The 19,160-nt window shown below is 66.5% G+C and carries 21 protein-coding genes; 13 read left to right on the top strand and 8 right to left on the bottom strand.

Annotation, left to right across the window (positions count from 1 at the left end; all coding sequences use genetic code 11):
• Nucleotides 1–25: 25 nt before the first annotated feature.
• The 3 genes from SKC41_RS03710 (at nt 26) to regX (ending at nt 2,846) form a co-directional block, all read left to right on the top strand.
• Nucleotides 26–775 carry a phosphoglyceromutase gene (locus tag SKC41_RS03710; protein WP_330976372.1) on the top strand — a complete coding sequence of 250 codons (750 nt, stop codon included), beginning with the start codon at nt 26–28 and terminating at the stop codon, nt 773–775.
• Between the two features lie 161 nt (nt 776–936).
• Nucleotides 937–2,166 carry a sensor histidine kinase gene (locus tag SKC41_RS03705; protein WP_330976371.1) on the top strand — a complete coding sequence of 410 codons (1,230 nt, stop codon included), beginning with the start codon at nt 937–939 and terminating at the stop codon, nt 2,164–2,166.
• Nucleotides 2,163–2,846: a two-component sensory transduction protein RegX gene (gene regX / locus SKC41_RS03700; protein WP_090599796.1), complete on the top strand. Its 684-nt coding sequence runs from the start codon at nt 2,163–2,165 to the stop codon at nt 2,844–2,846. Before SKC41_RS03705 ends, regX begins: the two co-directional genes overlap by 4 nt.
• A gap of 135 nt (nt 2,847–2,981) precedes the next feature.
• Here the strand turns inward: regX and SKC41_RS03695 are convergent, their stop codons facing one another.
• The gene (locus tag SKC41_RS03695) at nt 2,982–3,458 is read right to left on the bottom strand and encodes an NUDIX hydrolase (protein WP_330976370.1); all 477 of its coding nucleotides are present in this window, start codon (nt 3,456–3,458) and stop codon (nt 2,982–2,984) included.
• Between the two features lie 609 nt (nt 3,459–4,067).
• Between SKC41_RS03695 and SKC41_RS03690 the strand changes: the two genes are divergently transcribed.
• Nucleotides 4,068–5,915 carry a PPE family protein gene (locus tag SKC41_RS03690; protein WP_330976369.1) on the top strand — a complete coding sequence of 616 codons (1,848 nt, stop codon included), beginning with the start codon at nt 4,068–4,070 and terminating at the stop codon, nt 5,913–5,915.
• A gap of 33 nt (nt 5,916–5,948) precedes the next feature.
• Here the strand turns inward: SKC41_RS03690 and SKC41_RS03685 are convergent, their stop codons facing one another.
• Nucleotides 5,949–6,890 carry a hypothetical protein gene (locus SKC41_RS03685; RefSeq protein ID WP_330976368.1) on the bottom strand — a complete coding sequence of 314 codons (942 nt, stop codon included), beginning with the start codon at nt 6,888–6,890 and terminating at the stop codon, nt 5,949–5,951.
• 31 nt (nt 6,891–6,921) lie between these two features.
• Nucleotides 6,922–7,707 carry a hypothetical protein gene (locus tag SKC41_RS03680; protein ID WP_330976367.1) on the bottom strand — a complete coding sequence of 262 codons (786 nt, stop codon included), beginning with the start codon at nt 7,705–7,707 and terminating at the stop codon, nt 6,922–6,924.
• A gap of 173 nt (nt 7,708–7,880) precedes the next feature.
• On the opposite strand from SKC41_RS03680, the gene SKC41_RS03675 reads away from it, so the two are divergent.
• From SKC41_RS03675 to SKC41_RS03635, 9 genes are all read left to right on the top strand, one after another.
• Nucleotides 7,881–8,897: a Ppx/GppA family phosphatase gene (locus tag SKC41_RS03675; protein WP_330976366.1), complete on the top strand. Its 1,017-nt coding sequence runs from the start codon at nt 7,881–7,883 to the stop codon at nt 8,895–8,897.
• The gene (locus SKC41_RS03670; RefSeq protein WP_330976365.1) at nt 8,894–9,970 is read left to right on the top strand and encodes a hypothetical protein; all 1,077 of its coding nucleotides are present in this window, start codon (nt 8,894–8,896) and stop codon (nt 9,968–9,970) included. Before SKC41_RS03675 ends, SKC41_RS03670 begins: the two co-directional genes overlap by 4 nt.
• Nucleotides 9,971–9,985: 15 nt before the next feature.
• Nucleotides 9,986–10,828, top strand: a complete 843-nt coding sequence (locus SKC41_RS03665) for a sugar phosphate isomerase/epimerase family protein (RefSeq protein ID WP_330976364.1) — start codon at nt 9,986–9,988, stop codon at nt 10,826–10,828.
• 24 nt (nt 10,829–10,852) lie between these two features.
• On the top strand, nt 10,853–11,677 hold the full coding sequence (locus tag SKC41_RS03660; RefSeq protein ID WP_330976363.1) for a thioesterase family protein: 825 nt from the start codon (nt 10,853–10,855) through the stop codon (nt 11,675–11,677).
• A gap of 36 nt (nt 11,678–11,713) precedes the next feature.
• Nucleotides 11,714–12,592 (top strand): pyrroline-5-carboxylate reductase, encoded by an 879-nt coding sequence (gene proC / locus SKC41_RS03655; protein WP_330976362.1) that lies wholly within the window; start codon nt 11,714–11,716, stop codon nt 12,590–12,592.
• Between the two features lie 140 nt (nt 12,593–12,732).
• Nucleotides 12,733–12,987 carry a cell division/environmental response transcriptional regulator gene (locus tag SKC41_RS03650; protein ID WP_036466538.1) on the top strand — a complete coding sequence of 85 codons (255 nt, stop codon included), beginning with the start codon at nt 12,733–12,735 and terminating at the stop codon, nt 12,985–12,987.
• Nucleotides 12,988–13,171: 184 nt separating this feature from the next.
• Nucleotides 13,172–13,273, top strand: a complete 102-nt coding sequence (locus tag SKC41_RS03645) for a 30S ribosomal protein bS22 (protein WP_003402602.1) — start codon at nt 13,172–13,174, stop codon at nt 13,271–13,273.
• 84 nt (nt 13,274–13,357) lie between these two features.
• Entirely contained in the window at nt 13,358–14,485 is a 1,128-nt protein-coding gene (locus tag SKC41_RS03640) for an SDR family oxidoreductase (protein ID WP_442931554.1), read from the top strand.
• A complete protein-coding gene (locus SKC41_RS03635; protein ID WP_330976361.1) occupies nt 14,467–15,546 on the top strand; it encodes a lysophospholipid acyltransferase family protein in 1,080 nt (359 codons plus the stop codon). The genes SKC41_RS03640 and SKC41_RS03635 overlap by 19 nt, the downstream gene beginning before the upstream one ends.
• Before the next feature lie 145 nt (nt 15,547–15,691).
• Here the strand turns inward: SKC41_RS03635 and SKC41_RS03630 are convergent, their stop codons facing one another.
• The 5 genes from SKC41_RS03630 to SKC41_RS03610 form a co-directional block, all read right to left on the bottom strand.
• Nucleotides 15,692–16,618, bottom strand: a complete 927-nt coding sequence (locus SKC41_RS03630; protein ID WP_330976360.1) for a cyclopropane mycolic acid synthase family methyltransferase — start codon at nt 16,616–16,618, stop codon at nt 15,692–15,694.
• Between the two features lie 10 nt (nt 16,619–16,628).
• The gene (locus tag SKC41_RS03625) at nt 16,629–17,162 is read right to left on the bottom strand and encodes an FAS1-like dehydratase domain-containing protein (protein WP_330976359.1); all 534 of its coding nucleotides are present in this window, start codon (nt 17,160–17,162) and stop codon (nt 16,629–16,631) included.
• A gap of 46 nt (nt 17,163–17,208) precedes the next feature.
• A complete protein-coding gene (locus tag SKC41_RS03620) occupies nt 17,209–18,126 on the bottom strand; it encodes an HAD family hydrolase (RefSeq protein ID WP_330976358.1) in 918 nt (305 codons plus the stop codon).
• Between the two features lie 392 nt (nt 18,127–18,518).
• Nucleotides 18,519–18,809 carry a WXG100 family type VII secretion target gene (locus SKC41_RS03615; protein WP_330976357.1) on the bottom strand — a complete coding sequence of 97 codons (291 nt, stop codon included), beginning with the start codon at nt 18,807–18,809 and terminating at the stop codon, nt 18,519–18,521.
• Nucleotides 18,802–19,113 (bottom strand): WXG100 family type VII secretion target, encoded by a 312-nt coding sequence (locus SKC41_RS03610; RefSeq protein WP_330976356.1) that lies wholly within the window; start codon nt 19,111–19,113, stop codon nt 18,802–18,804. Before SKC41_RS03610 ends, SKC41_RS03615 begins: the two co-directional genes overlap by 8 nt.
• Nucleotides 19,114–19,160: the final 47 nt, after the last annotated feature.

Here is a 19,160-nt window from a genome sequence, read left to right as displayed (position 1 = left end):
CACCGTGCGTGAGAGACTGACCGGCATGGGTGACACTGCGACGCTGGTGCTGCTTCGTCATGGCGAAAGCGAATGGAACTCGCTAAACCTGTTTACCGGATGGGTCGACGTCGGACTGACCGAAAAGGGCCGGGCCGAAGCGGTTCGCAGCGGCGAGCTGCTGACCCAGCACGGCCTGCTGCCCGACGTGCTTTACACCTCGCTGCTGCGCCGCGCGATCACCACGGCGCACCTGGCGTTGGACGCCGCCGACCGGCTGTGGCTCCCGGTGCGACGCAGCTGGCGGCTCAACGAACGCCACTACGGGGCGCTGCAGGGCCTGGACAAGGCCGAGACCAAGGCCCGCTACGGCGACGAGCAGTTCATGGCCTGGCGGCGCAGCTACGACACCCCCCCGCCGCCGATCGAGAAGGGTAGCGAGTTCAGCCAGGATGCCGACCCGCGCTACGCCGACATCGGTGGCGGCCCGCTCACCGAATGCCTGGCCGATGTGGTGGTGCGTTTCCTGCCGTACTGGACCGACGTGATCGTGCCGGATCTGCGCTTCGGCAAGACGGTGCTGATCGTCGCCCACGGCAACTCGCTGCGCGCCCTGGTCAAGCACCTCGACCAGATTTCCGACGACGAGATCTCCGAGCTGAACATTCCGACCGGCATTCCGCTTCGCTACGACCTGGACGCTGATTTGCGTCCGGTGGTGCCCGGCGGCACCTACCTGGACCCGGAGGCAGCGGCCGCGGGCGCCGCGGCGGTAGCCAGCCAGGGTGCCCGGTAAGATTGACGCGGGCTCATTTTTCTCCGCTTTTGAGCGCCAAAGGCCCGTAGGCCAAATTTCGCATGAACTGCAGCCGAACACCTGTAGCGCAAGTTGTGACTTGTCCGATTTTGGCCTCGTTCCGCTAGGGCTGCGTTCACCAGATTTGTAGGATTTTGTTCGTGACTGTGTTCTCGGCGCTGTTGCTGGCCGGGGTCTTGTCCTTGCTGGCGCTGGCCGTCGGAGTGGCGGCCGGCACTCGGTTGTCCGCACGCGTGGTGCGACGGCGCCAGCGAGTGGCCACCGAGTCGACCGGCATCACCGTCGCGCAGATGCTGCAACAAATCGTCACCCTGATGCCGCTGGGCGCCGCGGTGGTGGATTCGCATCGCGATGTCGTTTACCTCAACGAGCGGGCCAAGGAACTGGGCCTGGTACGCGATCGGCAGCTCGACGACCAAGCCTGGCAGGCGGCGCAGCAGGCGCTGGGCGGCGAGGTCGTCGAATTCGACCTACAGCCCGGCAAGCGCGGGGCCGCCGGACGGTCCGGGATATCGGTGCACGGGCAGGCGACGCTGCTCAGTGAGGAAGACCGCCGGTTCGCCGTGGTCTTCGTTCACGACCAGTCCGACCATGCGCGCATGGAGGCCACCCGCCGCGACTTCGTGGCCAACGTCAGCCACGAGCTCAAGACCCCGGTCGGTGCCATGGCGCTGCTGGCCGAAGCCCTGCTGGCGTCGGCGGACGACTCCGAAACCGTGCGCCGGTTCGCCGAGAAGGTGCTGATCGAGGCCAACCGGTTGGGCGACATGGTCGCCGAGCTCATCGAGCTCTCCCGGCTGCAGGGCGCCGAGCGATTGCCGAACGTCGTCGCTGTCGAGGTCGATACCGTTGTGGCCGAAGCGATTTCACGTCACAAGGTGGCTGCGGACAATGCCAAGATCGAGGTTCGCACCGACTCGCCCACCGGTTTGCGGGTGCTGGGGGATCAAACGCTGCTGGTGACCGCATTGGCCAATCTGGTCTCCAATGCGATCGCCTACTCGCCGCCGGGCTCACCGGTGTCGATCAGCCGTCGCCGTCGTGGCGACAACATCGAAATCGCGGTTACCGACCGCGGGATCGGGATTGCGCTAGAAGACCAGGAGCGGGTCTTCGAGCGGTTTTTCCGGGGGGACAAGGCGCGTTCGCGAGCCACCGGCGGTAGTGGGCTGGGGCTGGCGATCGTCAAACACGTTGCGGCCAATCACGACGGCAGCATCGGTGTGTGGAGCAAGCCGGGAACCGGGTCGACGTTCACGTTGTCCATCCCGGCCTATCAGGACGCCGATAGCGACGAGGAAACCGAGCAACCCCGGGCTCGCGAAGCGCGACCCAACAGATCCCAACGAGAGGAAGAACTAAGTCGATGACCAGTGTGCTGATCGTGGAGGACGAGGAGTCGCTTGCCGATCCACTGGCCTTCCTGCTTCGCAAGGAGGGCTTCGAAGCCACCGTGGTGACCGATGGGTCAGCGGCGCTGTCCGAGTTCGACCGTGCCGGCGCGGACATCGTGCTGCTTGATCTGATGTTGCCGGGCATGTCGGGCACCGACGTGTGCAAGCAGCTGCGCGCTCGCTCCAGCGTGCCGGTGATCATGGTGACGGCCCGGGACAGCGAGATCGACAAGGTGGTCGGCCTGGAGCTCGGCGCCGACGACTATGTCACCAAGCCCTATTCGGCGCGTGAGTTGATTGCCCGGATCCGGGCGGTGCTGCGCCGGGGCGGCGACGATGACTCCGAGATCAGCGACGGCGTATTGGAGTCCGGTCCGGTCCGGATGGACGTCGAGCGGCACGTCGTTTCGGTCAACGGTGACACAATCACGTTGCCGCTCAAGGAGTTTGACCTGCTCGAGTACCTGATGCGCAACAGCGGTCGGGTGCTGACCCGTGGACAGTTGATCGATCGGGTGTGGGGCGCGGACTACGTCGGCGACACCAAGACGCTCGACGTCCACGTCAAGCGGTTGCGGTCCAAGATCGAAGCCGACCCCGCCAACCCGGTGCACCTGGTGACGGTGCGCGGGCTGGGCTACAAGCTCGAAGGCTAGGCGTTCGCAGCAGGCTCTCGTGGGCCCGCCTTTCGTTGTCGCTCAGCCCTTTTCGTTGAGTGTGCACTGAGGGCGGGAATTCGGGCGATTTTCCGCAGAGGCCGCACGCTCGTCGCCCAGGATGCGCGCTGGGCCCTAGAACCTGCTGGAGTCGAATACGGTCCGCTCCTCGTCGGCCGCGCCTGCCTCGATGCGCCGACGCATGTTCGCTGTCATCGGCGGAAGCTCGTCGAGATCGAACCACCTCGCCTCGGTACTCTCGTCGTCGGCCGCATACGGCTCCCCGGACAGCCACTTCATTCGAAATACGTGATCCAGGTACTGCGCGTGATCGCCGTTGGCGTGCACCGTCGGCTGGCCTACATGGACCCAGGCGAGTCTGACAGCCTGCACACGAACCCCGGCTTCTTCGAGTACTTCACGCACGGCGCAATCCGCTGGATTTTCGCCCGGTTCCACGATTCCCGTCACCGCTGTCCAGGCGCCGTTATCCGATCGCTTCACCAACAGAACTTTGTGGTCATGAATGGTGACGGCGGTAACACCGGGCAACCACAAGGGCGCATGGCCAATCGCGCGACGCAACTCAACGATGAAGTCGGGAACCGGCACACACCTTTCCTAACACAGGATCTCGTGGGCGACACGCTCGAAGGCTGGGCGTTCGCCTGCTGTATGGCTTCAGGTAGCGACGGCGGGACCCCGCGTCGTGTCGGTCAGTGGTGACGCAACTACGTTGCCGCTCAACGATTTCGAATTGCTTCGAGTGCCAGTCGTCGTATAGCACCGATCCCAAACATGTTGTGGCACAGGGGTGACCGCACGCTGTTGGTTGCCATGGCGGCCGAGCTTGCTGGAGTCGGCTCTGCACTGCGGCAGTGCCGTGCCCGGACCCCCGCGGCGTTGATTTCCCGAGGCTGCGCGGACCTGAATGCCGCCGAGAGATCGAAGCTCGCTGTTTAGCTTTTGGTAACGGGAATATCAACGGCGCGGCACCAGAAATAAGCCAAAAGAAATGTAACTTAAAAATGCGTAACACGGCGACAAACTCGCTGCGGACCGCTGGCGATCGTTCCCGAAACGACAGTGCCGCCAAGCATTTCACGGTTCTACCCCATGGTTACCGCCGAGCTTAAGCATGCTTTCACTGGGCGTTCACGTGTGCCGCGTTAATGTACTCGTGTCGAAAATCGCCGCGCTTAACTCGAAAAGAGGAAAGCCATGGACTTTGCGTTGATGCCGCCCGAGGTCAATTCCGGTCTCATGTACAGCGGCCCCGGGTCGGGACCGATGCTGGCGGCCGCGGCGGGCTGGGACGCGGTGGCCGTCGAGCTCGAGTCGACCGCGAGCGGCTGCGCGTCGCAGGTCTCGGCGCTGACCGGCCAGACGTGGTTGGGCCCGTCGTCGACGATGATGAGCGACGCGGCCACGGCCTACGTGGACTGGTTGTCTACCGCCGCCGCTCAGGCCGGGGAAACCGCAGCGCAGGCCTACGCAGCGGCGGCGGTCTACGACGAGGCGTTCGCGATGACGGTGCCCCCGCAGCTCGTCGCGGCCAACCGGCTGCAGTTGATGGTGTTGGTGGCGACCAATTTCTTGGGGCAGAACACCCCGGCGATCGCGGCCTGCGAAGCCCAGTACACGGAGATGTGGGTTCAGGACGCCACCGCGATGTACAGCTACGCCAGCGCTGCTGAGCCCCTGAGCACGCTGAAGCCGTTCGACGAGCCGCCGCAAACCACCAATCCGGCCGGGGCGGCCGACCAGGCCGACGCGACGGCTCAGGCCGCCGGCAACGCCACCGCCGCTGAAACCCAAGCGGAGCTCAGCAAGGTTCTCAGTTCGGCGGTCAGCGCCAACATCCAAGTCGTCAATGCCAGTGGCACCACTATCACTGCAACCGTTCCCACCGGCGGCACCGTCAGCCTCGGCCCCGGCGCCAGCCTCGCCCTCAGCCCCGGCAGCACGCTGAGCATCGGCCAAGGCGGCTCACTGGCGATCGGCCAGGCCAGCTCCGTCACCCTCGGCCAGAGCAGCGCCCTCACCATCGGTCAGGCCAGCTCCGTCACCGTCGGCCAGGGGAGTTCAGTGGGCGCTCTCAGCATCGGCCAAGGTGGCTCATTGACCGTCGGTACCGCCGGCCCCAACAGCTCCGCCTTGCTCGCCTCCAGCTCAGTCACCGGTTCTGGCCCAGTCACGGTCGGCACCGGCCCGGGCTCCGTCACCATCGGATCCGGCTCCGTCTCCGTCGGCTCCGGCTCCGTCCAGGTCGCGTCCGGCGGCTCCCTCAGCGTCGGCTCGGACGCCACCGTGTCGGGCTCCACCGCCACCACGGCAGCCCCCGGCTCCGTCTCCGTGGGCTCAGGCTCCATCTCCGTCGGCCCCGGCAGCTCGGTCACCGTTGCCCACGGTGGCGGCGTCTCCGTCACCTCGGGGTCGGTGAGCGTCGGCTCCGTCGCCCCCGACGGCACGATGGCCTCCAGCTCGTTCACTGTCGGCCCCGGCTCCGCCGTCTCCGTCGGGGATTCGGCGCACTTCTCGGTCGGTGGCGGGCTGTCATTCGGCACTGGCCCCGGCGCCTCCGTTGACCTGAGCTACAGCAGCGTCACCATTGCCCCGCAGGGAAGCCTCGACGTCGTGGGCAACCTGAGCGCCCTCAAGAGCAGCCTCGCCGTAGGCACGCATGCCCACCTCGCGGTCGCCCCTAAAAGTGCAATGGCTCTCAAGGCCAGTGCCCTCGCCGTCCCCCACGACGTCACCCTCGCGGTCGGAAATACCACTGTCCAAGGCGGTTTGGCGATCGACAACGGCGTCGTCGTCAGCCAGACCGGTGTTACCACGGTGCTCGCCGACGGCACCGCCGTAACGGGTGTCGACCCCAGCCTCGGCGTCGCCTCCGCGGGCTCCGCGGGCTCCGCCGGTGCGTCGTCGGCGCCGGCTCTCGGATCACTCAGCAGTGTGTCGAGTGCGACAAGCCTGTCCGGAAACGCAGGTCTCTCGGGTCTCTCGGGAATCCAGCCCGACATCGGAGTCAATGGTGTGCTGGATGTTCTCGGCGCTGTTGAGTAACGGGTGGAGCGACTGGCCCTGGGGCTCATGCGCTTAGCGCAAACCGACTTCAGCATGCCCGATTCCCCGCACTGACCAACTGTGGTCGACGACGCGGTCATGGCCTCGGCGGCGACTGATCTCGATGCGAATGTCGGCCTGCTCGGAGTTGGTGCACACCGCGGTGGCCCCGTCCGGATCGGTGTAGCGCAGACTCACGCACCTGCCCTCTGGCTGGTCGACCCGGATGGACACGTCGCGGTTCCCGATCCGGCCCTTCAGCTGCCAGTGCTCCAAGCCGAGTGTCGTGCGCATCCGAAGCGAGGGCAAAGGGCTTGCGGGCCAATCCTTTCCGTCGATACGGAAACGAACGAAGGCAAGCGGCGCAAGCCGGCGCAGCCCGGGCTTCTGTGACACCGCGGTGACCACCTCCAGGACGTCGCCGCCGCCGAGATCGGCGTGGATCCAGCCCCAGCGCTTGGCGTTGCCGTGCCCGTAGATGTGCGCGAGGGCTCCTCGCCAACTGTTGACCGGGTGGGTAGTCCCGTTGATGTTCAGCGACCCCGCGAAGTCGGCGCTGGGTGCGATCACCACCTGGGCGGCGGGCAGCAGCTCGCGCTTCCAGGCCACGCGGGGAAACGTCCACAGCGGCCCGGTGGCGTCCGTCCAGACCAGTTCCCATCCGAGCGATCCGGCCCGCCCGGTCAGCCCTTCGGGCCCCATGCGCACGCCCCTGATGTCGAACCAGGCCGCACCGGCGGCGGGTTGAGCAGACTCGGGGCCGAACCGTTCGGTGCGCGGTGGGCCGTCGGGCGGAAACCAGGTCGCCCAGCCATGCGCATAGGGGGCGCCGTCGGGAGTGGGGGAGACCGTCTCGCCGTGAATCCACAGCCCGGCCCGCGTCAGCGGATCCGACAGGGTGGCGTACCAGACTTCTAGCCGCCCGGCCTCGCCGCGCCACCGCGGGGCCGCCGCCAAGCGCACTTCGTCATTCATGGGCACACCTCCGCCCGGGTGGGGCGTGCGGCTACTCCGCGATCCGGGTCGCCGGGTGGATGGCGATTAGCCCTAATTGGCTGCGGCGCTTGCACATTGCCGCCAATTCAGCGTAGGCCTTGGAACCGAGGAGCTCGGTGAGTTCGTCGGCCAGGCTTTCCCATACCTGCTTGGCGCCGACGTGTGCAGCCGGATCGCCGGTGCAGTACCAGTGCAGGTCGGCGCCGCCGGAGCCCCAGCCGCGGCGATCGTATTCGGTGATCCAGGTCTTCAGGATCTCCGTGCCGTCGGGCCGGGTCACCCATTCCTGGCTGCGCCGGATCGGCAACTGCCAGCAGACCTCGGGTTTCATCGTCAGCGGCGCCACGCCCAGCTTGAGCGCCTTGCTGTGTAGCGCACAGCCGACGCCGCCGGGAAAGCCGGGCCGGTTCAAGAAAATGCACGCGCCTTTGTATTTGCGGGTGCGGTGTTGGGGCTGGCCGTCATGCTCGTCGAGTTCGAGGTAACCCTTACGGCCCAAACCTTTTTCGCGGAATTGCCAATCGGCCGCGGTGAGCTGCTTGACCGCGTCGTCCAAGCCGGCGCGGTCGTCGTCGTCGGACAGAAACGCGCCGTGCGAGCAACACCCGTCATCCGGCCGGCCCTCGACCGTGCCGCGGCAGGCCGGGGTGCCGAACACACACGTCCAGCGCGACAGCAACCACGTCAGGTCGGCCGCGATCAAGTGCTCCGGATTGTCCGGATCGAAGAACTCCACCCATTCACGGGCGAAATCCAATTCAACTTCTTGCCCTGGCTCGGGGTGCGAATTCGCCACGGATGCAACGTTAGACCAAAATTCGTATCCGTTGAGCCGCTGACACTCGCGCCCCCGGAGCGTGGATCAGCTGATCTTGAATTGCTTCAAGATCGCGGCGGCCGACACCGGATTGTTGTGCTCCTCAGCGGGGCGCAACCGCAAGCGCATCGTCGTCCCGCTAGTTTGTTTTCGTGCGATTAGGCGTGCTCGACGTGGGTAGCAATACGGTGCATCTGCTGGTGGTTGATGCCCACCGCGGTGGGCACCCCACCCCGATGAGTTCGACGAAGGCCACCTTGCGCTTGGCCGAGGCCACCGACAGCTCGGGAAAGATCACCAAGCGCGGGGCCGAAAAACTGATCTCCACGATCGATGAGTTCGCCAAGATCGCCCTCAGCTCCGGCTGCGCGCAGCTGATGGCGTTCGCCACCTCCGCGGTGCGCGACGCCGAGAATTCCGATGACGTGCTGAGCCGGGTGCGCAAAGAGACCGGTGTCGAGTTGCAGGTGCTGACCGGGGTGGACGAGTCGCGGCTGACGTTCCTGGCGGTGCGCCGCTGGTACGGGTGGAGCGCCGGGCGGATCATCAACCTCGACATCGGCGGCGGTTCGCTGGAGCTGTCCAGCGGCGTCGACGAAGAGCCCGAAGTCGCCTTGTCGATGCCGCTGGGTGCCGGGCGGCTGACCCGCGAGTGGCTGCCCGACGATCCGCCCGGGCGGCGCCGGGTGGCGATGCTGCGCGATTGGCTGGACGCCGAGCTGGCCGACGCCAGCGTCGCCGTGCTCGAAGCTGGCGCCCCGGACCTCGCGGTGGCAACGTCGAAAACGTTCCGGTCGCTGGCCCGGCTCACCGGCGCGGCGCCGTCGGCCGCCGGACCACGCGTCAAGCGGACGCTGACGGCCAACGGCCTCAGGCAACTCATATCTTTCATATCTAGGATGACCACCGCTGACAGGGCGGAATTGGAAGGAGTCAGCGCCGAGCGGGCGCCGCAGATCGTGGCGGGCGCTTTGGTGGCGGAGGCGAGTATGCGAGCGCTGTCGATCGAAATAGTGGATATCTGCCCGTGGGCGTTACGGGAAGGTCTCATCTTGCGCAAGCTCGACAGCGAAGCCGACGGAACCGCCCTCGTAGAGACCTCGGTGCGCAATGCTGGAGGTCAGGCAGTAGATCGGAACACCCACCGATCGAGAGGCGACAAATCATGACCGGACCACACTCAGATACCGAGAGCCCCGGCACTCGGCCCATCTCGGTGGCCGAGCTGCTGGCCAGGAACGGAACCATCGGCGCCCCGGCGGTCACCCGACGCCGGCGCCGCCGGCGCGGCGACAGCGACACGGTCACCGTCGCCGAATTGACCGGCGAGATTCCCGTCATCCGTGACGACGACGAGCACGGCGAGACGACACACGAGGCCAATGGGGCCGTCGAGGTCGCCGCACCCGGGGCCGAGGTCGAAGCGGCGGCCGAACCCGTCTCGGAAGCCGTCGTCGCCGAACCGGTCACCGAGGACCGGCCCAAGGCGGCGGCCCGGCCCGAGCCCGCGGCCCGCCCCGAGCCCCGCTGGCCCAAGTCGCCGCCGCAGCCGCCCCGGGCAGGGCCCGAGCGCAGTGCCTACCCCCGGCCCACGCGCCGTCCCGATGCACCAGAAGCCGAGTCGCCCGCGAAGCCCGCCGGTAAGCCCGCGCCATCCTCCGGCGCCGAGGACATGAGCCCGGATCCGCTCGAGCATTACGCCGACATCCCGGTCGACGTCATGGACTCCGACGTGCGCGAAGCCGAACCCGCGACCGAGGATTCCGCCTACGTGCGTTCCTACCTGCAGGCGTCGGATTCGACGCTGTTCGGCGGACAGACCCTCGCCGACGAAGTGGCCCGGCGACGCAGCGACGAGCGAGAGAGCGCCGACGCGGACTCGCTGACCGCGGAAAAGGCGCCCGCCCAGGACGGCGTCGCCCTAGCGCCGCCCCGCGCGGACAAACCCAAGGATGCCCATCCGGCGCCCGGCAAACTCGAGGCGCTCTGGCACGGCAGCTTGACCGTGTTGCAGTCGATGCTGGCCGTCGCATTCGGCGCCGGGCTCTTCATCGCGTTCGACCAACTGTGGCGATGGAACAGCCTGGTGGCCCTGGTGCTGTCGGTGCTGGTCATCCTCGGCCTGGTGGCCGGAGTGCGGGTGGTGCGCAAAACCGAGGACATCGCGAGCACGCTGATCGCGGTGGCCGTCGGGGCGCTGATCACCCTGGGACCGCTGGCGCTCTCGATGCAGTCCGGCTAGGCGTCACCCGCAACAGTGCGTCCAGCAATCAAGGTCGGCCTGTCCACGGCCTCGGTCTACCCGTTGAGGGCCGAGGCCGCATTCGAGTACGCGGCCAGGCTCGGCTACGACGGCGTCGAGCTGATGGTGTGGAGCGAGACGGTCAGCCAGGACATCGCCGCCGTCAAGAAGCTGTCGCAGCGCTATCAGGTGCCGGTGCTGTCAGTCCACGCACCCTGCCTCCTGATCTCCCAGCGGGTGTGGGGCTCCAACCCGATTCCCAAGCTGGAACGCAGCGTGCAGGCCGCCGAGGAACTCGGCGCGCAGACCGTCGTCGTGCACCCGCCGTTCCGCTGGCAGCGGCGCTACGCGGAAGGATTCAGCGAACAGGTGACGGCCCTGGAAGCGTCCAGCGACGTGATGGTCGCGGTGGAGAACATGTTCCCGTTCCGGGCGGACCGATTCTTCGGGACCGACCAGTCGCGGGAACGGATGCGCCGGCGCGGCGGTGGGCCGGGACCGGCGATTTCGGCGTTCTCGCCGTCGTACGACCCGCTGGACGGCAACCACGCGCACTACACGCTGGACCTGTCGCATACCTCGACCGCCGGCACCGATGCGCTGGAAATGACCGAGCGGATGGGCGCCGGGCTGGTGCATCTGCATCTGTGCGACGGCAGCGGCCTGCCCGCCGACGAGCATCTGGTGCCCGGGCGCGGCACCCAACCCACCGCCGAGGTGTGCCAGCTGCTGGCTGCCGGCCATTTCGCCGGCCACGCCATCCTCGAGGTGTCCACTTCCAGCGCCCGCTCGGCCAGCGAGCGCGAAGCCATGCTCGCCGAATCGCTGCAGTTCGCCCGCACGCATCTGATGCGCTGACCGCGCAGTGACCCTCAGGAGACCATGACCGCGCTATTCACCACCGCAATGACGTTGCGGGAGGTAGATCCGGGTGTATTCGAGGGAGAACTCAACAAGCACTGGACCATCGGTCCCAAGGTGCACGGCGGCGCGATGCTGGCATTGTGTGCCAACGCCGCGCGTCACGCCTGCGCCGAGGCCGGGCACGAACCGGTGGCGGTGTCGGCGAGCTTCCTGTGGGCACCCGACCCCGGGCCGATGCGGCTGATCACCTCGATCCGCAAGCGTGGCCGGCGGATCAGCGTCGTCGACGTCGAACTCACGCAGGGTGATCGCACCGCCGTCCACGCGGTGGTCAACCTGGGCGAGCCGGAGCACTTCGAACCCGGCGGCGACACCGCGCCGCTGCTGTCGGCGAATCCGGTCCTGGACCTGATGGCGCCGGAACCGCCCGACGACATCGAACCGATCGGGCCCGGCCACCCGCTGGCCGGCCTGGTGCACCTGGGTGAGGGCTGCGATGTGCGCCCGCTGCTGTCGACGCTGGCGCCCAGCACCGACGGGCGGCCGCCGATGCTGCAGATGTGGGCGCGGCCGCGCGGCGTCGCTCCTGACGGCCTCTTCGCGCTGATGTGCGGCGATCTGTCCGCGCCGGTGACGTTCGCCGTGGAGCGCACCGGCTGGGCGCCCACGATCCAGCTGACCGCCTTCCTGCGCGCCCTGCCCGCCGATGGCTGGCTGCGCGTGATCTGTACCTGCCTGGAGATCGGGCACGATTGGTTCGACGAAGACCACATCGTCGTCGACAGCTTGGGGCGACTCGTCGTGCAGTCCCGGCAATTGGCACTGGTGCCCGCGCCCCGGTAGCCGGGCGAAGCCGAGCCGTCTGCGATGCTTTCTCCCGTGGCGAGAATCGCGATCATCGGTGGCGGCAGCATGGGCGAGGCCCTGCTGTCGGGTCTGCTTCGGTCCGGGCGGAAGGTCAAGGACCTAGTGGTGGCCGAACGCGTCCCGGAACGCGCCAAGTACCTGGCCGACACGTATTCGGTGCTGGTGACGTCGTCGGTGGGCGATGCGGTGAGTGGCGCGACGTTCATCGTCGTCGCGGTCAAGCCCGCCGATGTCGAGTCGGTGATGGAGAAGCTGACCAAGGCCGCTTCCGCGGTCGAGGGGGACGGCGCCGAGCAGGTCTTCGTCACCGTCGCGGCGGGGATCACGCTCGCCTCCCTCGAGTCCAAGTTGCCCGCCGGGACGCCGGTGGTCCGGGCGATGCCGAACGCGGCGGCAGTGGTGGGTGCGGGGGTGACCGCGCTGGCCAAGGGCCGTTTCGTCACAGCGCCGCAGCTCGAGGAGGTGACGGCGCTATTCGACGCCGTCGGCGGAGTGCTGACCGTGCCCGAGTCCCAAATGGACGCGGTGACCGCACTGTCGGGATCGGGACCCGCGTATTTCTTTCTGATGGTCGAGGCACTGGTGGACGCCGGCGTCGCGGCGGGTCTGAGCCGGGGCGTGGCGACAGACCTGACGGCACAGACGATGGCCGGATCGGCGGCGCTGCTGCTGGAAAGGCTGGATCAGCAGCCGGGGCCTGCCGACAGCGAGGCAATGGGCAAACAGTCGGACGCCACCGCGGCGCAACTGCGGGCCATGGTGACCTCGCCTGGCGGTACGACCGCCGCTGCGCTGCGCGAACTCGAAAGAGGAGGCCTGCGCACCGCCGTCGACGCCGCCGTTCAGGCCGCAAAAACGCGCTCTGAGCAGCTAAGAATTACATCGGAATAATTTAAAGATGTCAAAATGATTGTCCCCCACCAGTACCAGTAACCCCACTAGTCCCGCTATTCTCCTTTCTGTATGCCCGTGTGGGTGCCGGCGGAGGGGAAGCCGCTGGCATTGCGCGAGCCTGACACGATTGGGTTGCGATGACGTCTACGAACGGGCCATCGGCGCGAGATTCCGCAGGTAAGCCGCGGGACACAGCTTCGGCCGATAGCCAGGCAAGGACACAATTTCTGACCGTCGCCGAGGTGGCCGCCCTGATGCGGGTCTCCAAGATGACGGTTTACCGCTTGGTGCACAACGGAGAGCTGCCGGCGGTACGAGTTGGCCGGTCCTTCCGCGTGCACGCCAAGGCGGTGCACGACATGCTGGAGACGTCTTACTTCGACGCCGGCTGAGCCGGTCGCCCGCCGCGAGACGCCGGCGGACGGATCGGGACCGACGCGTGGGGCGTGGCCATTCAAGCGGCCGCGCGACCGGCGGTTTGGTGTTCGGTGTTGCCCGCCGGGTAAAGTGACCCCGGAAGTTTTCAAGTCCTTTAGCAGTCCTTAAGAAGCGGTCACAGCTCAGATAGCGGAGTTCATGGGTTCAGTAATCAAGAAGCGGCGCAAACGTATGTCGAAGAAAAAGCACCGCAAGCTGCTGCGCCGCACGCGAGTGCAGCGCAGAAAACTCGGCAAGTAAGCCCGGCTTCGCCGCACCCATGCACTCGCCGACCACCGCGCGGCCATAGCGCCGGCGGATCATCTCGGCCGTTAGGCTGTTCGGGTGGATTCGTCGAGCGGGGGCGGCGCCGGAACCGGCGACAACGCGGATAACACCATGCACTACCCGAAGGTGGTGTTGGTGACCGGTGCATGCCGGTTTCTCGGCGGCTACCTGATTGCCCGGCTGGCGCAGAACCCGCTGATCCAAGGGGTTATCGCGGTGGACGCGATTGCCCCGAGCAAGGACATGCTGCGCCGGATGGGCCGGGCCGAGTTCGTCCGCGCCGACATTCGTAATCCCTTCATAGCCAAGGTGATTCGCAACGGCGACGTCGACACGGTGGTGCATGCCGCCGCGGCGTCGTACGCGCCGCGCTCCGGCGGCACGGCCGCGCTGAAGGAACTGAACGTGATGGGCGCGATGCAACTCTTCGCGGCCTGCCAGAAAGCGCCCTCGGTCCGACGCGTCGTGCTGAAGTCGACCTCCGAGGTGTACGGGTCGAGCCCACACGACCCGGTGATGTTCACCGAGGACAGCAGTAGCCGTCGTCCGCTGCGCGGTGGTTTCGCCAAGGACTCCCTCGATATCGAGGGATACGCGCGCGGACTGGGCCGGCGTCGCCCCGATATCGCGGTGACGATTCTGCGGCTGGCCAACATGATTGGCCCCGCGATGGACACCACCCTGTCGCGCTATCTCGCGGGCCCGGTGGTCCCGACCATGTTCGGGCGCGACGCGCGGTTGCAGTTACTACACGAGCAAGACGCGTTGGGTGCGCTGGAGCGGGCCGCGATGGCCGGCAAGGCCGGCACCTTCAACATCGGTGCCGACGGCATCATCATGCTGTCGCAGGCGATCCGTCGCGCGGGCCGGATTCCGTTACCGGTACCGGGTTTCGGAGTGTGGGCGCTCGATTCGCTGAGACGAGCTAACCGCTATAACGAGATCAATCGTGAACAATTCAATTACTTGAGCTATGGCCGAGTCATGGACACCTCGAGGATGCGCACCGAGCTCGGCTACCAGCCGAAATGGTCGACCGCGGAGGCGTTTGACGACTACGTTCGCGGTCGTGGCCTGACTCCCATAATCGACCCACATCGGGTACGCTCCATGGAGGGTCGCGCGATAGCCTTAGCGCAGCGCTGGGGAAGCCGAAATCCAATTCCATGGGGTGGGGTCAGGTAGATATCGTGGCGGGTGAAACCAGAGCGAATGTCATTCCCCTGCATAGCAATAGGAGTCGCGTCGCAGCTCGCCGGAGAGCCGAAGCCTCCCGTCAACATCCTTCCCTGATGTCCGATCCGCACGGCCCGGCCTCGGCCGAACAGATCGCCGCTGTGGTCCGCGAGATCGACGAGCACCGTCGCGTCGGCGGGGGGACTTCGTCAACTGAGGCTCCGCTCAACGAGTTTGCGCAACAAGTCGCAGGGGTCGCCGGATTTCTCCGGCAGCGGCTGACGGGTGATTACAGCGTCGACGAATTCGGGTTCGATCCGCACTTCAACAACGCGATCGTTCGGCCTTTGCTGAGATTATTTTTCCGGAACTGGTTCCGCTGCGAGGTCAGCGGAATCGAGAACCTGCCGACCGAAGGCCCCGCGTTGTTGGTCGCCAATCACGCCGGGGTACTGCCGTTCGACGGACTGATGTTGTCGGTGGCGGTACACGACGAGCATCCGGCGCAGCGGGACATGCGGCTGCTGGCCGCCGACATGGTGTTCGACCTCCCTCTGGTCGGCGAAGCCGCCCGCAAGGCGGGGCACACGATGGCCTGCACGACGGACGCGCACCGGCTGCTGGCCGCGGGCGAACTCACCGCGGTGTTCCCGGAGGGCTACAAGGGCCTGGGCAAGCGCTTCGAGGACCGCTATCGGCTGCAGAGGTTCGGTCGCGGTGGCTTCGTGACGGCGGCGCTGCGCACCAAGGCGCCGATCATTCCGTGCTCGATCATCGGATCCGAAGAGATCTACCCGATGCTCACCGACGTGAAGCTGCTGGCGCGCCTGTTCGGCCTGCCCTACTTCCCGCTCACCCCGCTGTTCCCGTTGGCCGGTCCGGCCGGCCTGGTACCGCTGCCGTCGAAGTGGCGCATCGCCTTCGGTGAGCCGATCTACACCAACGACTACGCCGCGTCGGACGCCGAGGACCCGATGGTCACCTTCGAGCTGACCGACCAGGTGCGCGAGACGATCCAGCAGACGCTGTACCGGCTGCTGGCCGGGCGTCGCAACGTCTTTCTCGGTTAGCACCGAACGTCGGGTTCCTGCGCGACTCGACCGCATTTCTGCCCAACAACTCGACGTTCGTCCGCGTGTCCGGCGCCTCGGCGCACCTACCAGCACAAACGCAGACGCCCCGGGCCGAACGGCACCGGGGCGTCTTGCGTACGAGTTACTTGACCAGAGTGAACTGGCAGACGTTGGTGTAGCCGTCGCGGAACAGGTCCGAGCAGCCCCGCAAGTACTTCAGGTAGATGTCGTAGGTCTCCTGCCCCTTCAGGGCGATCGCCTCTTCCTTGTGCGCCTCGAGGGCATCGGCCCAGGCGGTCAGCGTCGGGACGTAGTTCTTGCCGATGAAGTGGTGTCGCTCGATCTTGAAACCCGCATCCGTCGAGTATTTGTCGACCAGGTCGACCTGGGGCAACTTTCCGCCCGGGTAGATCTCCTTCAAGATGAAGCTGATGAACCGCAGCAGGGTCATGTTCACCTTCAGGCCCATTGCGTTGCCCTCTTCGCGGCTGGGGACCACGATCGAGTGCAGCAGCATGCGGCCGTCGTCGGGCAGCAGGTCGTAGTACTTCTTGAAGAAGGCCGCGTACCGCTCGTACCCGGCGTCACCGGCGCCGTCGGCGAAGTGCTCGAAAGCGCCCAGCGACACGATGCGGTCGATCGGCTCGTCGGGGAATTCCTCCCAGCCCTGGATCCGCACCTCTTTGCGGCGGGGGCTGTCCATCTTGTCGAACTCCGCCACGCAGTGGGCGTGCTGGTTCTCGCTGAGCGTCAGGCCGATGACGTTGACGTCGTACTCGGCCACCGCGTGCCGCATTGTCGAGCCCCAGCCGCTGCCGATGTCGAGCAGCGTCATGCCGGGCTCGAGGTTCAGCTTGTCCAGGGCGAGCTTGCGCTTCGCGTACTGCGCCTCTTCGAGCGTCTTGGTGAGATTCTGCGGGTCCGGATTTTCATCGAAGTAGCCGCAGCTGTAGGTCATTGACGGGTCAAGCCAGAGCTTGAAGAACTCGTTCGACTTGTCGTAGTGCGACCGGACTGCTTCGACCGGCGGCTTGAGCTGGGTACCAGCCTTTTCCCCCTGGGACGTCATTAAATCGACCCTACTTTCGTGCAGATATTGATGCAATCGCGGCGACGGTTTCTTCAGCGCGCGCGTCTGGATGTGAGGCTTCACCGAGCATCGTAACGACGCTGGTGACGATCGGTTTGCCGTCGGCGTCTGTTACCTCACTGCGGATCTCCGCGATGACAGTGCCGTGTGACTCGATGACCGAGTCTAGATACGTATCGAAGTACAACTTGTCGCCGGCCAGGATCGGGCGGTGAAATGTGAATTTCTGGTCGCGATGCAGCACCCTGGCGATGTTGATCGGGATGCTGAACTTCGTGAAGATATCCAGCTGGACCCGCCGTCCGGCGATTGCCAGGAATGTCAACGGAGCCACGACGGCCGGATACCCCGCTTCAGCGGCGTCAATCTCGCTGAAGTGCGTCGAGTGGTCGTCTTGTACCGAGGCCGCGAACTCCCGGATCTTCTCGCGTCCGACCTCGAAGTAATCCGGCGCCCGGTAATGGCTGCCGATGATGCCTTGGGTCCCCTCGGGAAGGGTCGTGGCCCCCTCTGATGGTGTCATGGCGTTGCGGGCTCCCCACTTAATCGATGCTCAGCGGCGCAGCCTATCAGCGGGATTGGCGCCGGGATGCCAATGCGGCCAGCGCACCGCCCGCGGCGCCGAGCGCCAGTGCCGACGGCACCCCGATCCGCGCGGCCTTGCGAGCGGTCCGGAAGTCGCGGATCTCCCATCCCCGTTCCCGGGCCAGGCTGCGCAGCCGGGCATCGGGGTTGATGGCGACCGCCGTGCCCACCAGCGACAGCATCGGCACGTCGTTGTAGCTGTCGGAGTAGGCCGTACACCGTTTGAGGTTGAGGCCCTCGCGGATCGCCAGGGACCGAACGGCGTGCGCCTTGCCCGGGCCATGCAGAATGTCGCCGACGAGCCGACCGGTGAAGACGCCGTCCACCGACTCCGCGACGGTGCCGAGGGCTCCGGTCAGGCCGAGTCGACGCGCGATGGTCGCGGCAAGCTCATACGGCGTTGCCGTGATCAGCCACACCTGCTGGCCCGCGTCCAGGTGCATCTGGGTGAGCTCCCGAGTGCCGGCCCAGATCTTCTCGGCGATGATCTCGTCGTAGATGTCCTCGCCGAGAGTGACCAGCTCTTCGACCGAGCGGCCCTCGATGAAGGTGAGCGCTTTGCGTCGGCCGGCGGCGACGTCGTTGCTGTTCTCCTTGCCGAGCAGCTGAAACTTGGCCTGCGCGTAGATGAATCCGATCACGTCGCGATAAGTGAAGTAGTTGCGCGCGGCCAGACCGCGTCCGAAATGCACCGCGGAGGAGCCCTGCACCAACGTGTTGTCGACGTCAAAGAACGCCGCGGCGGTCAGGTCGATCGGCGGTTGCGGGCCACCCTGCGCGCCCGTCGCCTGCTGCAGGTCCTCGAGCGCGCGGGCGGCACTGGCATTGGCGGCCACGGACTCCAGGTCAAACCGAACGGCGGGGTCGGCGTTGTCCGACTCATCCGACTCTGAGGAAGTCATCACCACACCTCCTAGATCGCCGGCCGCCTGGTGGCCGGTGCTGCGGCCGCCATCAACCCTATCCGGCAGGTGTCACGGTCGGGTTTACGCCTCTGGCATGCGTTGATGTCACGACAGCCGGTGGCGTGGTGACGGTCGGTTGGCTATGTGAAATAGCTTCGTGCCCTTAGGGTTTGGCCCCGACAGTGCGGGCGCGCAACCTGCCGTGCACGCCGGGGTCCGACACACCGTTTATTGCCCGGGTTGCGCAGTTGATCTGCTATATCGCAGCGCCGCACCGGCGGGATCACCGACAGCGCCGCGGCCATACCGGCGCCAACCCCTCGCGGCGGTGACCACCTCGGGCCCAGCTCCGCCGAGGGCCACCGGATCGACTCCCAGGGGGGATCCGCTCACGACCACATCGCCAAATTCGTCGACATGGCGCCGGTGTAGTTGCTGTGCGCCGTCGCACCGGCCGTTCGCAGCCGAGCCAGCGCCGCACGCATCATCGCCTCGCCGCGAGCCCAGTGTTGATGGGCTTCGGCATGGGCGGTCGCCCCCTCACCCGTCCACGTCGTGTGCAGATTGCTTACCAGAGAGTCGATTTCGGTCAACATGCTCTCGGCATAGCGTTGAAATTCGGCCATCCGCTGCACGGCATCCGCCAACGCCTGCGGATCCACCCGAAACGCCTCAGCCACGGTGCACCTGCCGAACCAGTTGCGTGGAGACGGCCTCGTTGTGCTGATATTCCTTGCCGGCTTGGTCTACCGCCTTGGCCAACACCGACAACCCCGTCTCGACCTCGCGGGCCCCGCGATGCCAGAGCTCCCAGGCGGCCGAGTAGGCGCTTCCTGATCCGCCCTGCCAGCCGCCCAGCATTTCGCCGACTTGGCCGTCCAGCTCGGCCAGCTGACTCCGGAGGTTTTCGGCGCCACCCAGCAGCGCCTGAGCGAATCCGGCCATCATCTGCGGATCGACGCGCAGCTCGTTGTCGGCAGCCATAGCCGCAACCTAGTAATTGCCGGAGCGCGCCACAATTCACCCCGCGC

Origin of the sequence: Mycobacterium sp. 050128, assembly GCF_036409155.1 — a bacterium.
Lineage (GTDB): Bacteria > Actinomycetota > Actinomycetes > Mycobacteriales > Mycobacteriaceae > Mycobacterium.
This window is presented reverse-complemented; position numbering and strand designations above follow the sequence as displayed.